The sequence below is a fragment of the Commensalibacter oyaizuii genome, assembly GCF_029953265.1.
GTDB lineage: Bacteria > Pseudomonadota > Alphaproteobacteria > Acetobacterales > Acetobacteraceae > Commensalibacter > Commensalibacter oyaizuii.
The window spans coordinates 1,859,805-1,876,649 of the sequence record NZ_JASBAO010000001.1 but is presented as its reverse complement, the minus strand read 5'-3'; the positions used below and the strand labels follow the sequence as shown (position 1 = coordinate 1,876,649).

The following is a 16,845-nucleotide window of genomic DNA, read 5'->3' as shown; positions in this document are numbered from 1 at the left end:
TTATCCGTTCCCTCTATTCAAAAACTAAAGAGAATCTTTATTGTGTCGATAAAAATCAATAAAAAAACCTATCATTATAAAATAACGATAGGTTTTTATAGTTAAGATCGAATAACGTTTGCTTTATTAGCTTTTAAGACCAAAAACCACCGGGCTGACTTCACTGCCTTCAATAGAGGCTAATGTCTCATATTGTTTGAATTTGCGGTCGACTGCTTTCTGAGCCAAATCCATCATCGTTTCTGCTTCATTAGGCCTTACGCGTGCAAGGTTACGATAACGAATTTCATTGCCTGCATATTCTTTTAATGGAATTGTTGGTTTCTGAGAATCAAGTTGGAATGGATTTTTACCAATTTTACGCATCATCGGATCAAAGCGGAACAAAGGCCAATATCCAGAAGCGGTCGCCAAATCTTGTTGCACCAATCCATGTCGCATATCCAGACCCTGACCAATACAATGACTATAAGCAATAATCAAAGATGGCCCATCATAAGCCTCGGCCTGACGGAAAACGTCTAACGTATGTTGTGGATTTGCCCCCATAGCCACCTGTCCAACATAAACATTATCGTAAGTCATCGCCATTAATGCCAAATCTTTACGCACCGTTTCCTTACCAGAAGATGCAAATTTAGCCACAGAACCAAACGGAGATGCCTTAGAAGCCTGCCCCCCTGTATTGGAATACATCTCTGTGTCCATTACCAAGATATTGACATTTTGACCAGAAGCCAGAACATGATCCAAACCGCCATAACCAATATCATAGGCCCAACCGTCACCACCAACAATCCAAATACTGCGGCGAATGAAATAGTCCGCCACCGTTAATAAACGATTAGCGGTAATATCATTTAATTGGGACAATCTGGTTTTTAATTCACCAACACGTAACCGTTGTGCCTTGATTTCAGATTCATGGGTTTGAGACGCATCTAAAATAGCATTAACCAAATCTTCACCAATTTGGTCCTTTAATTTTAACAGATAGCCTGTTGCAATTTCCAATTGCTTATCCGCAGCAACTCGGAATCCCAAACCAAATTCTGCATTATCTTCATAAAGCGAATTTGACCATGCAGGTCCTTTACCCTCGGCATTCATAGCCCAAGGTGTTACAGGCATATTTCCACCATAAATCGAGGAACAACCCGTTGCATTTGCCACCTGCAAACGATCCCCAAACAACTGTGTCAATACTTTTAAATACGGCGTTTCACCACACCCAGCGCAAGCACCAGAGAATTCAAATAATGGTTCAAGGAATTGCACACCACGAACATTTGAAAAATTAACTTTACTGCGATCATTAACGGGCAATGTTTTAAAAAATTCCAGATTTCTTTTTTCTCGATCCAACAAAGTTTCCTTTGCCGTCATGTTAATTGCTCTGACATCGGGTTCGGTTGGACTGTGGGCAGGGCAAACGCTGACACACAATGTACAACCCGTACAATCTTCAACATAAAATTGTAATGTAAAGTTTGTATTTGGATAACCGCGCGCATTTACAGGGGCTGTTTTAAAACCATCTGGCGCACAACTTAATTCTTTTTTATCATAAGTTTTGGCACGAATAACACTATGTGGACAAACATAACTACATTGACCACATTGCACACATAAATCTTCACGCCATTCAGGAACAAAATCCGAAATATTCCGTTTTTCATACGCCGCAGTCCCAGATGGGAACGTCCCGTCCGCTGGCATCAAACTAACTGGAATTTCTTCCCCACGGCCAGAAAACATGGGAACGATAACATCATGAATAAATTTCGGTGCATCTGCAGGTACTGGATTTTCCTGTGCAAGATTGCTGGAAGCATATTCTGGAACGTTAACTTCAAATAAATGACTACAAGCCGCATCTACAGCTTTATAGTTTTTTTCAACAACTGCGTCCCCTTTTGAAGAATACGTTTTCTTAATTGATTTCTTGATATAATCAATAGCCTCGTCACGTGGCAATACACCAGAAATTGCAAAGAAACACGTTTGTAAAATCGTGTTCGTACGCATGCCTAAACCAACCTCTTGGGCGACCTTAGATGCATTTACAACATAAAATTTAAGCTTTTTATCAATAATGCGCTGTTGCGTTAATCGCGGTAAATGCTGCCAAACTTCATCGGCGCTATAATGTGAATTTAATAAAAAGGTTCCATTTTCAGCCGCATTTTCCAAAATATCTTGACGATATAGGAAATGAAACTGATGACATCCGACAAAATCTGCCTGTTGAACTAAATATGCAGCTTTAATTGGATGTTTCCCAAAACGTAAATGAGAAACTGTTTGCGCACCAGCCTTACGAGAATCATACACAAAATACCCTTGGGCATATTGTCCAACATCCTCGGAAATGATTTTCACACTATTTTTATTCGCACCAACCGTACCATCTGATCCCAAACCAAAGAACATCGCCCGCTTTGTATCGGCACCTTCAATATTAAAGGCAGGATCATAATCCAAACTAGTATGGGTTAAATCGTCTTTAATTCCCACTGTAAAACCATGACGGGGTTTATCAACCTTTAATTCATCAAAGACAGCTTTAACCATTGCAGGGGTAAAATCTTTAGAAGATAAACCATAACGCCCCCCAATAATCAATGGTAAATGTTCACGCGTACCGCGGGCAACAGCCTCGGCCAGGGTTGCCATAATATCCAAATATAATGGTTCACCCAAAGCACCAGATTCTTTGGTACGGTCCATAACGGCAATACGTTTTACCGTCTTAGGCAATGCCTCCAAAACTTGTTTTGCAGGGAAAGGACGGTATAATACGACCTTTAAAACCCCAACAGATTCCCCAGATTGACGCAAAACTTCAGCAGTCTGTTCTGCTGTTTCCGCAGCAGAACCCATTAAAACAATAACATGTTCCGCATTTGGATCGCCTTTATATTCAACCAACCCGTAATGACGTCCTGTTAGTGCCTCTAAACGTGCCATATATTTTTCAATAACTTCGGCAGCTTTATTATAATAAGGATTGACCGCCTCACGTGCTTGAAAGAAAGTATCAGGATTATGCGCCGTCCCACGGATAAAAGGATTTTCTGGGCTTAATGCACGGGCACGATGTGCTGTAACCAGATCATCATCAATCATTTTTTCGATTAAATCATTGGAAAGCAAATCCAATGTGTTTAATTCGTGCGACGTTCTAAACCCATCAAAAAAATGAATAAATGGAACCCGTGCCTCTAAAGTTGCAGCATGAATAATTAAAGAAAGATCATGAGCCTCTTGTACAGAGGCCGACCCTATAATACCAAACCCTGTCATTCTGGCTGCCATCACATCGGAATGGTCACCAAAAATAGATAAAGCAGAAGTTGCAATTGAGCGTGCAGCAACATGAAAGACGGTCGAGGTCAATTCGCCAGCGATTTTATACATATTTGGCAACATCAGCAACAAGCCTTGTGATGCGGTAAAGGTTGTTGTTAACGCCCCAGATTGTAGGGCACCATGCACCGTGCCAGCAGCCCCACCCTCACTTTGCATTTGTTGAACGAAGGGAACATTCCCCCAAATATTTTTTAACCCTTTTGCCGCCCATGCATCGATATCCTCAGCCATCGGAGAAGAAGGGGTAATTGGAAAAATAGCACAAACCTCATTCACACGATACGCGATATGCGCAACCGCAGTATTTGCATCCATAATTGTTTTAGACATATATTTTACCCTTATCTCTTAGACGTTCTCTGCCACCATATCGATGGCCTGACATGGACATGTTTCAAAACATACAGAGCATCCCGTGCAACGATCCATATCAACTTCATATCCCTTGCCTGGGCCTAATTTCGTTAGTGCCTGTTCTGGACAAGCCGCTAAACAGTTGTCACATTCGTAACAGTTGCCACAAGACAAACAGCGTTGTGCCTCGTAAACGGCTTCATCTTCACTAAAACCAATGAGTGTTTCTTTAAAACCGATACGTTCTTCGACAGATAATTCTTTTTGAATGGTTTGAGGTGTATCTGCAAGTAGTGGCAGATGTAAATCTTTATAATACGTAATTGGATTTTTTGGGGGAATTTGATAAGCATTCCCACTTAACCATCCGTTTATAAAACGGGCTGCCTTCTTACCAAGCCCGACCGCAGTGGTCACACTACGCGGACCACGAATTGCATCCCCACCCGCAAAAATACCAGGAGCCCCTGTCATCATGTCAGGTCCGATATCAATGGTACCGTCTGTATTTAAAACAATCCCTTCAACGACTTCCAAAAAGCTACTTTGTGGGCGTTGCCCCAATGCCATAATAACCGTATCCATAGGCATATCTTCAAATTGTTCTGTAGGTTCTGGGCGACCAGATGATCCCACAACCATTTTCCTTAGAACAACTTTATCTTTTTCGATCGAAGCAATCGTACTCATGCATTTAAATTGAGTACCTTCCATTTCAGCATCCACGATTTCAAAATCGTGTGCTTCCATATGTGGACGATCCCAAAAGAAAATAATCGTTACCCGTTTTGCACCCATACGAAATGCAGAGCGCGCTGCATCCATCGCTGTATTACCAGCACCATAAACCAACACATGTTCACCAACTTTGGGTTGTTTACCAGCACTGACATCATGCAAAAACTCGACAGCAGATAAAACATGAGAGCCTTCTTGCGTTGGAATATCTAGCAAAGATGGTTTACCCGCACCAATCCCCAAGAAAACAGCATCAAAGTTACCATCTTGTTTTTCCTTCATCAAATCGTCGACGCGATGATTACAGACGATTTTAACCCCCATTTCCTGGATACGATCGATATCTTGTTTCAATATATCCCTTGGCAAACGATAGGCAGGAATACCATATTGCATCATCCCACCAGGAACAGAAAAGGCCTCTCTAATTTCAACTTCGTGACCCATACGGCGTAGATGATACGCAGCAGATAAACCACCAGGGCCCGCCCCAATAATTAAAATACGTTTACTATTCTTATTTTCTGCAATGGGAACTTTCCATCCTTGGGCGTTTGCCATATCTCCCAAAAATCGTTCTACAGCATGGATTGTAATTGAACCATCCAAGTCCCCACGATTACATGAATCTTCACAAGGATGATAGCATGCACGCCCATGCACCGCGGGCATTGGGTTATTCATCAAAATATGTTCCCATGCTGCTTGAAATTTACCTGCCTGGGCCAAGGCTAACCATCCTTGAATATCTTCACCAGCAGGACACGCATGATTACAGGGGGGTAAATGATGATTATAAACAGGTAAGTTTTGTCGAACTGGTCCAGCAAATCCCTTCTTTGTCAATTCGATAACTGGACTCATGTCATGTTGTTTTATAGCCACTCTATACCCTCCTAACATGATGCTGTATTTTCTTTATTCATCAGAATACATACATCTGTTGATTATTTTATTTCTTGAAACCAAAATGATACAACGCTTGTAATTTAAAATTACAAACAAAGATACCTCTAATACCGCAAACGTAATAAAAAATTTTTGTGTTTTTTCCGTAATAATTTCTATTCTTTTTTTGGCCTAAACACATTATTTGTTTTTCTTTTTCGAGATATTATTATCCAACCCATGTCTGTCTACTAAAATACTATTTTTACTCATAAAACACGAATGATCACTTCAAAATTAATTGAGCGAACTGCCATTTTATAGAATGAAATAATATTCATTTAAAAGTCTTATTTTAGTAATAAACATACAAATTTTTCATAAAAAAAGCTTTAACCAAAAAGATTAAAGCTTTTTCTTTAAATTCTGTAATTCTGACGCAGAATTTTATTTCTTTTCTACGTGACCACCGAATCCAAAACGCATGGCTGATAACATTTTTTCAGCATAAGTATTACCAGAGCGTGAACGGAAGCGCGTAAATAGTGCTGCAGTAATAACAGGTGCTGGAACAGCTTCCTCAATTGCAGCTTCAATCGTCCAACGACCTTCACCCGTATCAGCAACATCCCCTTGGAATTTAGACAGATCACCATCTGCAGCCAATGCGTCTGCGCAAAGATCTAATAACCATGAAGGAATAACGCTGCCACGACGCCATACTTCAGCGATGTCAGCCATATTTAGATTGAAACGTTGATCTTCTGGTAAACGGTCTGATCCTTTCATGCGCATAATGTCAAACCCTTCTGCATAGGCTTGCATCATACCGTATTCAATACCGTTATGAACCATTTTTACAAAGTGACCAGATCCTGCTGGACCACAATGTAGATATCCTTTTTCTGCGCGCGGATTTAAATTCGCACCACGTCCTTTTGTACGAGGAATATCACCAATTCCAGGTGCTAAGGATTCCAAAATTGGATCAATATGATCAACGGCTTCTTGATTTCCGCCATACATCATACAATAACCACGTTCAAGACCCCAAACCCCACCAGAGGTTCCAACATCTACGTAGTGAATCCCTTTAGCATGTAATACTTTTGCACGACGAACGTCGTCTTTATAACATGTATTACCACCATCAATAACAATATCACCCTTGCTTAACATATTACCAAGGGTTTCAATAGCTTTTTCAGTTACATCACCAGAAGGTAACATCACCCAAATAATTTTAGGAGAAGGAAGTGCTGCAACCAAAGCTTCTAAATTATCTGCGATCGAACTTTTAGGTGCTTCAGCATGTACTTTTTCACTGACAGCACGGGTACGATTCAACAATACAACTTCATGGCCATGACGAGCCAAACGAACAGCCATATTGCCACCCATTCTGCCCAAACCATACATACCTAATTTCATAATATTGATATCTCCAAAATAAATGAATAAAATAATTATGCCTTATCTTTCAACAAGGTAAGGCATAAAATTTTCAAACTACAAAGCGCTTAACACAGCTTTACTAAGGGATTCTAATCCTGATTTCATATTCCCTTTAACGTGAATGCGGATTACTCTTCTATCACGTTCTGATAAAACATCAAAATCACCCCGAGCTTGAGCCTCTTTTACAATGCCAAATGTATATTTTTCTTCAGGCACTGGCAAGTCATTGGCATCATCAACCGTAATTTGCAAGAAAACGCCCGTTTTAGGCCCACCTTTATAAGCTTGCCCAGTAGAGTGTAAGAACCGAGGACCAAATTCAGCAGCGGTTGCCACTTTTTTCTTATCGCGAATGGCCAATCTTAATTTTTGAATCCAATCGCGTGTTTCCAAGTCCCGCTCAATGTAAGCCAAAACACCGACATAGTCACCTGGTTGAACTTGTGAAAACACGACCTTTAACGCATCGACCAAAGAAGATGCCTCTTTCAAAGGTGCAACTTCGACTTTACCAGCATAAACCTCGAAAATACCATCGGTCACCACTGGGGTGATGGTTGGTAATGATCCGTGTTCATTATAGGCAGTGGTGATTTTTTTAGTTTCAATCTTACTGGCTTCAACGTCAGGTTGATCGAATGGATTAATACCAATAAATGAACCTGCAACCGCTGTCGCAAACTCGGTTTGAAAGAACACTTGTACAATTTGATGCTTGTCATTCAAACTTAGCGTAACGACAGGCTGACCCGCTGATTTTAATGCTTCGATGGCTTTATCTTGTTGCGCATCAACATGACCATTTAATTTCAAATAAATAAATAAACGATCATTTCCATAATATTCAGGGGCATTTAAAGTTTCTTCATCAATTGGCACGATCCCTTTACCAATTTTCCCTGTAGATTCAGCCAAAAGCTGTTCCAACCACGAGCCAAGTGACCCAATGGCAGGCGATGCAATAATAGTGAATTTATCACGCTTAAAGTTTGCAACCGCTGTTCCCCAAATGGCACCTAACTGCAGGCCAAGATTTTGAGATAAAGGTGCATCGGCAGAGCAAGCATGTTCCATTTTTTGTGCAGAATGCAACAAAGTTTTTAAAGAAAGCCCTGCTGCTGCTGCTGGAACAATACCAAAATTGGAAAGAACAGAATAACGCCCACCGATATCTTTTTTCCCATAAAAGATTTTCCAAAACCCATCACGTTTTGCGACATCTTCCATATGGGATCCTGGATCGGTGACTGCAATGAAATGTTGTCCAACCTTGTCCCCAACAACTTTTTTAGCTTCGTTAAAGAAATAAGCTTTTAGAATATTGGGTTCTAAAGTCCCACCCGATTTAGAGGAAACAATGAACAAGGTTTTACCCAAATTCACCTTTTGTTGAAAAGTATAAATCTGTTGTGGATCAGTACTGTCTAGAACATGCAAGGTTGGAAAACCTGCTTGATGACCAAAAACTTCACCTAAAACTTCTGGGCCAAGGCTTGATCCACCCATGCCTAGTAATAAAATATCAGTAAAGCCTTTTGCCTTTACTTCATTTTGAAACGTTTCCAGCGCTGCAAGATCTGCAATTTGATGATCTACGATATCCAACCAACCAAGCCATTGACCTTCATCTTTACCAGTCCAAACTGAAGCATCTTTTGCCCAAAGTTTTTTGACTTTTCCCTCTTTATCCCAAGCATTTAAACCGTCTTTTACAGCTCTTTCATGGTCTGCGGGCAAGGCAGACTGCATATGAATTAAGTGTTCATCCTGCATTACATTATTTCCCACTTTGCAAAGTTGATAATTTTTCTTTAACAGAACCTAATAATTGATCAAACGCAGTCGCAAATTGAGCAACACCGTCACTTAGTAATTTATCTGTAACGCCGGCAAGGTTTAAATTTAAACGTTGTGCTTCTGCTAATACCTTTTTAGCACCTTCAACGTCTTGATCCAGTGTCCGTGATACTGTTCCATGATCACGAAATGCGTCCATTGTTGCGGGCGGAATAGTATTTACCGTATCTGGGCCAATTAATCCGTCAACATAAATTGTATCTGGGAAAGTTTTATCTTTGCATCCCGTGCTGGCCCATAATAGACGTTGAGGTTTTGCACCAGCAGCAGCCAGTTTTTTCCAACGTTCACTTTGCATCACTTCTAAATAGTGTTGATAAGCCAATTTGGCATTTGCCAATGCAACTTTACCACGCACTGCTTTTAAGGCTGCACTTTCTTTATCGTTTGCTGCAACACGAGTATCAATCTCTTTATCAATTGCTGTATCGATACGACTAACAAAAAAGGATGCCACACTGGCAATGTGACCAATTTCATGACCTTTGGCCAAATGCTTTTCTAAGCCAGAAATATAGGCTTCTAAAACACTTTTATAAGCATCTAGAGCAAATAACAAAGTGACGTTTACGTTAATACCTTCAGAAATTGCGGTTTCGATCGCAGGAACACAAGGTTTGGTTGCTGGGATCTTGATCATCAGGTTCTTTTCGTTAACCTGTTTCCACAAACGACGGGCTTCTTCAATCGTTTTTTGACCGTCCATCGCAATATAAGGGGAAACTTCAAGGCTGACATATCCATCGACGCCTTTGGTTCTTTCCCATACGGGGAACATGACTTTGCATGCTGCACGGATATCATCAATTGCAGCGGTTTCGTATAATGTTGCAACATCGGTAACACCAGATGCAATTAACTTCTTAAATTGAGGATCATATTCTGTTCCATGACCCATTGCTTTTTCAAAAATAGCAGGGTTCGAGGTAACACCTTTTAAATTATCTTCATCAACCAGTTTTTTTAGACTGCCATTTTCAGTATAAGAACGTTGAATGAAGTCTAACCAAGGGGATTGACCATATTTTTCTAGTTGGACAAGAGGATTTTCAGCCATTTGACTATGTTCCTTCTAAAATTAATTAAGATACAAAACTAATTTTGTACTATTTAAATATATATTTCAAAGATTAAAGCCCTCTTTAAACAATATCTAAAGAAGGCTTTGATTTATCCGATTTATTTTTTCAGCTGTTCTTTAGCAGCTGCCAAAACATGTTCTAATGTAAATCCAAAATGTTCACGTAACCTATCATAAGGGGCAGAAGCACCAAAACTGCGCATTGCAATGATGGTTCCATTAGGGCCTGCATAACGATCCCAACCAATAGGAGACGCTTGTTCTATTGCAATACGTTTTGTAACTTGTGGGGGCAATACTTGATCGCGATATGATTGTGGTTGCTCTTCAAAAATTTCCCATGAAGGCATAGAAACGACACGAACCTTTTGTCCTTCTTTAATCAGGACTTCATAGGCTTCCATGGCCAAGCCAACTTCGCTGCCCGTTGCGATTAAAATTAATTCGGGTAATTCACCACAACATGCTACGACGTACGCACCTTTTTTCAAGCCTTCTGCTGATGCATATTTAGAACGATCAATTGTGGGCAAATTCTGACGACTTAATGCCAATAATACTGGATGCTCATTTTGTTGCATTGCCAATTTCCACGCTTCAACCACTTCATTAGCATCCGCAGGACGGATCATCCGAATACCAGGGGTTGCACGGAAATGAACTAACTGTTCAATAGGTTGATGGGTTGGCCCATCTTCACCAACGCCAATACTATCATGGGTAAAGATATAAACAATTGGCAGCCCCATTAACGAAGACAAACGAATTGGATTTTTCATATAATCTGAGAAGATAAAGAATCCAGCCGCAAAAGCACGAAGGCCACTGACAGCGATACCATTAACAATGGCACCCATCGCATGTTCGCGAACACCGAAATGAATATTCCGCCCTGCATATGATCCTTTGTATTCAGGGTTTTGGAATACATCAGCGCCAGGGAATTCCAGCCAACTTTTATTTGATGGTGCAAGATCAGCAGATCCGCCAATCATCCAAGGAACATTTTTTGCAATCGCATTCAATACCTTCCCAGAACTTGCACGAGAGGCAATCCCCTTTGGATCTGCTGGGAATACTGGGATATCTTTATCCCATCCCTTTGGCAAGCGATTATGAATAATATCCTCAACCTCTTGACCTAATTCAGGGTATTTTTCCTTGTAAGCTGCGAATAGAGCATTCCATTTCTGGCTGGCTGCCGCACCCCGTTTGCCAATTCCTGCTGCAAAATGTTCCATAACCCCATCTGCAACATAAAAATCTTTATCTTCAGGCATTCCATAAGCTTTTTTGGTAGCCTTAACTTCATCTACACCCAAAGGTTCACCATGCACACCATGTGTACCAGCTTTGTTTGGAGAACCATATCCAATAATGCTATCCAAAATAATTAAGCTTGGTGCATCTTTTTCTTTACGTGCAGCTTCTAATTTCGCTTGGAAATCTGCAATATCGTTCGCATCTTTAACTTGGTGGATTTTCCAACCCAACGCTTTAAATCGATCTGCAACATTCTCAGTAAAGGCAATATCAATAGAACCCTCGATAGAAATACGGTTACGGTCATAAACCCAAATCAAATTGCCCAGTTTTAAATGACCCGCCAAAGATCCTGCTTCGTAAGAGATCCCTTCCATCAGATCCCCGTCCCCACAAAATGTATAGACATAATAATCAAACAGTGGAAATTCAGGTTTATTATACCGTGCAGCAAGCCAGCTTTGAGCAATCGCCATCCCAACAGAGGTTGCGATCCCTTGTCCTAGTGGACCTGTGGTTGTTTCAACACCTGTTGTATGATGATATTCAGGGTGACCCGGAGTTTTTGAATTAAATTGTCTGAATTGTTTCAAATCTTCTAATGTTAATGAAGGCTTGTTTTCAACCTTACCGTCATGACCAACATTTTTAATACCAGCCAAGTGAATCATAGAATACAATAATGCAGATGCATGACCACCCGATAGTACAAAACGATCACGAGCTGGCCATAGCGGTTGTGCAGGGTCATAATTTAACACATTATTCCACAACGCATACGCTGCTGGGGCTAGATCCATTGGGGTTCCAGGATGGCCGGAATTTGCGGCCTGAACCTGATCAATCGCTAGACCACGAATTGTATTAATACAACGTTCATCAATATTCATTCAAATCTCCAAAAAAAGTCATTTATCCTAATAAAAATAGGATATTGGTATATGATTGTAATACCCATAAAAAAAAAGAAAACAAAAATCATTAATAACTGATAAAATACGAAACACTTTATATATAAGACGTGTTGATTATAACTTCACTCCTTATAAAGACTCTTTTGATATAAGCGTCAAAATTGTTAATATTTCGAACTGAGAATAACAATAAACAAAATACATAAAGAATTAGATACTCTTTCAAAACGCTTAATGATATAGGCCTAGTAATCCGTCAGCATCAGACACCACACCATTTATACTGTGCAATCAATCTTCTTTTTCTTTATTTTTTACACAAATATGTTCACCCATATCGAAAAGTAAATATACATAACTTACTTTTAATATATACCTATTTTCTTTACAAATTGCTATAATAAATCACATCTTCACTTAAAAGCTGTACCATTAATGAATTAATACGAAGAGTATCATATATTAAAAAAAAATCAAATTGACTTCCTGATCCGCTGTTAAGAAATATTATGCAATAAATAATAAAAATTAATCAAAATAAATCTAAAAGAGCTTAAAACATGATAAAGGCAAAAGGTCTTTATAAAATTCTACAAGATCACTTTTCTTTCTTCCATGATCCCGATACAATGCAGCTACTTTTCAGCTTCATTGTTCGAGGTAACGACCATGTCTCTTCCCCCTAACGATAAAACGACTTCACCCACCCCTCAACAAACTTTTACTCCCGAGCAAATCGAAGCTTTTTATTTTAGTGCTGCACGCACTGGAGAAACCGAATTACTGCAAGAATTTATTAAAGCAGGTATGGATATTAACCATCAAAATCATGATGGTCATACTGCCCTTGTTATCGCCAGCTATAACAACCATATATCCACCACCCAATACTTGTTGGCCGCAGGGGCAGATCCAAATATTAAGGATAAAACTGGAGCAACAGCCCTTACAGGGGTTGCATTTAAAGGCTATACACAAATTGCAAAAATGCTAATTCAAGCAGGAGCCGAGGTCGATTCACAAAATACCTTAGGCCGTACCCCCCTAATGTTTGCCATATTGTTTGGTCGCACTGAAATTATTAGTTTGTTATTAGCAGCAGGTGCAAACCCAGAACATAAAGATGGTGAGGGTGTCACCCCCATTCAACTTGCGCAACATCATGGCAATATTCACCTAATTACATCATTTAAACGCGATTAAAAATTTTATTAAAAATTAGGAATTAAATTAATGCACAATCAGTATTGGAGCCCATTTGTAAACAATATTGTACCCTATGTCCCTGGGGAGCAACCCAAAGCAACCAATCTTATCAAGTTAAATACAAATGAAAATGCCTATGGGGTATCCCCAAAAGTTTTACAAGCCTTAAAAGAAACTGTTCAAGATACCTTAAAATTATATCCAGACCCCACTGCCCAAGGTTTATGTGACGCACTGGCAGATCTTCACGAAATCGACTCTGATCATATTTTTGTTGGCAACGGCTCAGATGAAGTTTTAGGATTGGCATTTTTTGCCCTATTAAAACATGAGAAACCTATTTTATTTCCCGACATTACATACAGTTTTTACTCCGTCTACTGTAATTTATTTAATATTTCTTATAAATGCATTCCCTTAACCAATGATTTTCATATAAATCTTCAAGCATATGAACAAGAAGATGCCGCTGGAATTGTAATAGCCAATCCAAATGCCCCAACGGGTCTTTTACTGGACAATCAAAATATTGAACACTATTTAAACCAACACCCCAAACAAGTGGTTATTATTGATGAGGCCTATATTGATTTTGGTGGAAAAACGGTTATTCCTTTGACAAAGCAATATCCAAATCTACTGGTTATTCGTACATTTTCAAAATTTTACGCTTTGGCTGGATTGCGCGTTGGTTACGCTGTAGGCAACCCCCATCTTATCGAAGGGATCAGACGCGTCAAAGACAGTTTTAATTCTTATCCTTTGGATCGCCTTGCTCAAGCTGGTGCCATTGCTGCTGTGCAGGACATCAAGTGGTCCCTTAATAGTGCAGATAGAATTATTAAAAACCGCAATTATTTAACTCATGAATTGGCACAATTAGGATTTACTGTTTTAAATTCAAAAGCTAATTTTGTTTTTGCTTCCCACCCACACATTAATAGCGAAAAAATCGCAACCTATCTAAGACAAAACAATATTTTAATTCGACATTTTAGTACACCAAGAATAAAAGACTGGCTACGAATTACTATTGGTACGGAAGATGAATGCAAAATATTAATTGATAAGTTACAAAGAATGTAACCATCTTTATTGTTAATATATAGGATGGATATTATATTATAAATGTCACTATAGTGTATTTTCAAAAATAAAGAATAAATAATATTTGACAGAATATAAGGGGCCTTTATACCTTTTGAAAGGTCTCACGATACTATTTTATAACTATTATAAATAACATTTTATAATGTTGGGGTGTTCCCTTATGTCTGTTCAATTACACCATCCTTTAAACAAACCTTTTATTTACTTTAAAAAAATCTTTAATATAGGTATTCCTATTTCCTTCGCACTCATTGGAATATATCATACAAGCTATGCTCGTACCTCTGCCATAATCAGCCAAGACGCCTCCCCTTCTTCGAATTCCAGTGGGGCAAATCCCACTAAAAAATCTGCTCCACCTGCCAAAATCCTTGATAAAGACACAGGATTACATCCTGAAGACAATGATATGTTATTACGCGATATGTGGGGGGTCAGACCATGGTTGGCGCAATATGGTATTACCTTTACTGCTGTTGATATCAATGAAGTTTGGGGGAATCCCTCAGGTGGCATTAAGCAAGGGGCTGGGTACGAAGGAATGACAACCTTAACCTTAAACTGGAATCCAGAAAAATTGTTAGGTATTAAGCATGGTGTTTTCAATATCAGTGCCTTACAAATTCGAGGCCGCCAATTTACCGGTGAAAATTTGGGAGACTTAAATAATATTAGTGGCATTGAAGCCAACCGTTCAACACGCCTTTGGGAATTATGGTATCAACAAGGTTTTTGGAACGATAAATTCAGTATTCGCATTGGTAAGCTTAGTCTAGATCAAGAATTTAATATTAGTGACTATGCCACACTGTTCTTAAATTCTTCTTTTGGATGGTCAATGATTAACTCTGTTGATACCTATAGTGGTGGTATTGATTACCCACTTGCCGCACCTGGCATTCGATTTGCCTTTCAACCCAATGACAATTGGACGAACCTATTCGCAGTTGCCAATGACAATCCAAATGATAGCTCGTTTTGTAATCCCTCTGGCCCATTTACTTGCGATCCTCAAGAAAAACACCTATCTGGAACGCATTTTAATTTTACAACAGGTGTCTTTGTTATTAATGAATTACAATATCACTTAAATCCAGCCACAGATGATAATAAAAATAATGGCTACCCAGGGACTTATAAACTTGGTGCTTATTTTGACAGTGCTGGTTTTCCTGATCAACGGTTTAACGCCAAAAAACAGCTGCTGGGAGATGCCAATACTCCTCAAACGATGTTTATGCACAGACATAGCTGGTCGGTTTATGGTATTGCAGACCAAATGATTTGGCGTTCACGTCATAATCCAATTAAATCCGTCGGTGTATTTGGTCGTATCCAGACTTCCCCTGGGGATAGAAATCCCATCAATTTAGGAGGTGACGCAGGTATGGTTTATAAAGGATTATTTAACAAAGAACATGATTCTATAGGGTTTGGTTGGGGATTTGGCAGTTTTGGTAATCGAGCGAGGCAATATGATCGCGATTATAAATATTTCACCAATCCAAATTGGCGCACCAGAAAAACGGAACACCACATAGAATTAACCCTGCAAGTCGAAGCAACCCCTTGGTTGGAATTAAAACCAGACTTTCAGTATATATTTAATCCTGGCGGTGGTCTAATTCTTAACGAGGGATCTCATAAACGTATTCAAAACGAAGCTATTTTGGGATTAAGAACAACGGTCAACTTTTAATATTATAAGATTATCTATATTTAGAAAACTATATATAGATAATCTTATAAGTAGCATCAATATCGGTTATATTTAGATTTATCATATTTATTTTCAAATCAATAATATAATCTGTTCAATTATATTAAGTATAAATAATGCTTGTGACCATTACTATAATATTACTTTATCAAGCCGTAATATAAATAAAAAAAGGCTGTGTTCTGATTAAACACAGCCCTGTAATCATTTACATAAGTAATAAGTATAACTTTAAGAATTCAATTTTTTCAAAAGACTGTCTGCAAACTGGGTTACCAACAAACAACATGACGTTGCCCCTGCATCCAATACGCCCTTTGAACGCTCACCCAAACGACTGGCACGGCCAATCTTAGCAACTAAATCTTTTGTAGAATCACGCCCTTTTGCAGCCGCATCTTTCATAATTGTCAAAGATTCTTTAAAGCTTTTACCCTCTTTTACAGCCTGATCAAAGCTTTCCGCAGCAGGGAATAAAGTATCCACTAGACATTTATCCCCCTTCTTAGCAGGGCTAATATCTTGCAGTTCACTAAGACCATTCGCAAACATCGCATTAACGTCTTCTTTACTAAGCTGGATTTTACCCTTAACACTATCTGCCCAACCTGTAAAAATACAACCATATAAAGGCCCCATGGATCCGCCAATGCCTTCCATCAAAGAATCACTTAACTCTTCTAAAGCCTCAGATAAGGAAAGTGTTTTTCCTTCAATCCGCTGCTTACAAATATTGAATCCTTTCGCCATGTTTATACCATGATCACCGTCCCCGATGGCGCCATCGATTTCACTTAAATAATCACGATTACTGACAATGACTTGGATTAAATCATTAACAATATCAACACCATTTTCGATATGAACAACTTCGGACATAATAA

At 39.1% G+C, this 16,845-nt stretch carries 10 protein-coding genes; 3 read left to right on the top strand and 7 right to left on the bottom strand.

What is annotated here, in order from left to right:
- Positions 1–126 precede the first annotated feature (126 nt).
- From nifJ to tkt, 6 genes are all read right to left on the bottom strand, one after another.
- On the bottom strand, positions 127–3,702 hold the full coding sequence (nifJ, locus tag QJV27_RS08460; protein ID WP_281448496.1) for a pyruvate:ferredoxin (flavodoxin) oxidoreductase: 3,576 nt from the start codon (positions 3,700–3,702) through the stop codon (positions 127–129).
- Positions 3,703–3,720: 18 nt separating this feature from the next.
- Complete coding sequence (locus QJV27_RS08455; RefSeq protein WP_281448495.1) at positions 3,721–5,349, bottom strand: NAD(P)-binding protein; 1,629 nt, start codon at positions 5,347–5,349, stop codon at positions 3,721–3,723.
- A gap of 450 nt (positions 5,350–5,799) precedes the next feature.
- Positions 5,800–6,783, bottom strand: coding sequence for a phosphogluconate dehydrogenase (NAD(+)-dependent, decarboxylating) (gene gnd / locus QJV27_RS08450; protein ID WP_281448494.1), 984 nt, complete (start codon positions 6,781–6,783; stop codon positions 5,800–5,802).
- A 78-nt stretch (positions 6,784–6,861) separates the two neighbouring features.
- Entirely contained in the window at positions 6,862–8,583 is a 1,722-nt protein-coding gene (locus tag QJV27_RS08445) for a bifunctional transaldolase/phosoglucose isomerase (RefSeq protein ID WP_281448493.1), read from the bottom strand.
- A 4-nt stretch (positions 8,584–8,587) separates the two neighbouring features.
- Positions 8,588–9,724 carry a transaldolase gene (tal, locus tag QJV27_RS08440; protein ID WP_281448492.1) on the bottom strand — a complete coding sequence of 379 codons (1,137 nt, stop codon included), beginning with the start codon at positions 9,722–9,724 and terminating at the stop codon, positions 8,588–8,590.
- A gap of 122 nt (positions 9,725–9,846) precedes the next feature.
- The gene (tkt, locus tag QJV27_RS08435; protein ID WP_281448491.1) at positions 9,847–11,901 is read right to left on the bottom strand and encodes a transketolase; all 2,055 of its coding nucleotides are present in this window, start codon (positions 11,899–11,901) and stop codon (positions 9,847–9,849) included.
- A 693-nt stretch (positions 11,902–12,594) separates the two neighbouring features.
- Between tkt and QJV27_RS08430 the strand changes: the two genes are divergently transcribed.
- The 3 genes from QJV27_RS08430 (at position 12,595) to QJV27_RS08420 (ending at position 15,940) form a co-directional block, all read left to right on the top strand.
- On the top strand, positions 12,595–13,128 hold the full coding sequence (locus tag QJV27_RS08430) for an ankyrin repeat domain-containing protein (RefSeq protein ID WP_281448490.1): 534 nt from the start codon (positions 12,595–12,597) through the stop codon (positions 13,126–13,128).
- Between the two features lie 30 nt (positions 13,129–13,158).
- A complete protein-coding gene (hisC, locus tag QJV27_RS08425) occupies positions 13,159–14,217 on the top strand; it encodes a histidinol-phosphate transaminase (protein WP_281448489.1) in 1,059 nt (352 codons plus the stop codon).
- 184 nt (positions 14,218–14,401) lie between these two features.
- On the top strand, positions 14,402–15,940 hold the full coding sequence (locus tag QJV27_RS08420) for a carbohydrate porin (protein ID WP_281448488.1): 1,539 nt from the start codon (positions 14,402–14,404) through the stop codon (positions 15,938–15,940).
- 252 nt (positions 15,941–16,192) lie between these two features.
- Here the strand turns inward: QJV27_RS08420 and dhaL are convergent, their stop codons facing one another.
- The gene (gene dhaL, locus QJV27_RS08415) at positions 16,193–16,840 is read right to left on the bottom strand and encodes a dihydroxyacetone kinase subunit DhaL (protein ID WP_281448487.1); all 648 of its coding nucleotides are present in this window, start codon (positions 16,838–16,840) and stop codon (positions 16,193–16,195) included.
- Positions 16,841–16,845 lie beyond the last annotated feature (5 nt).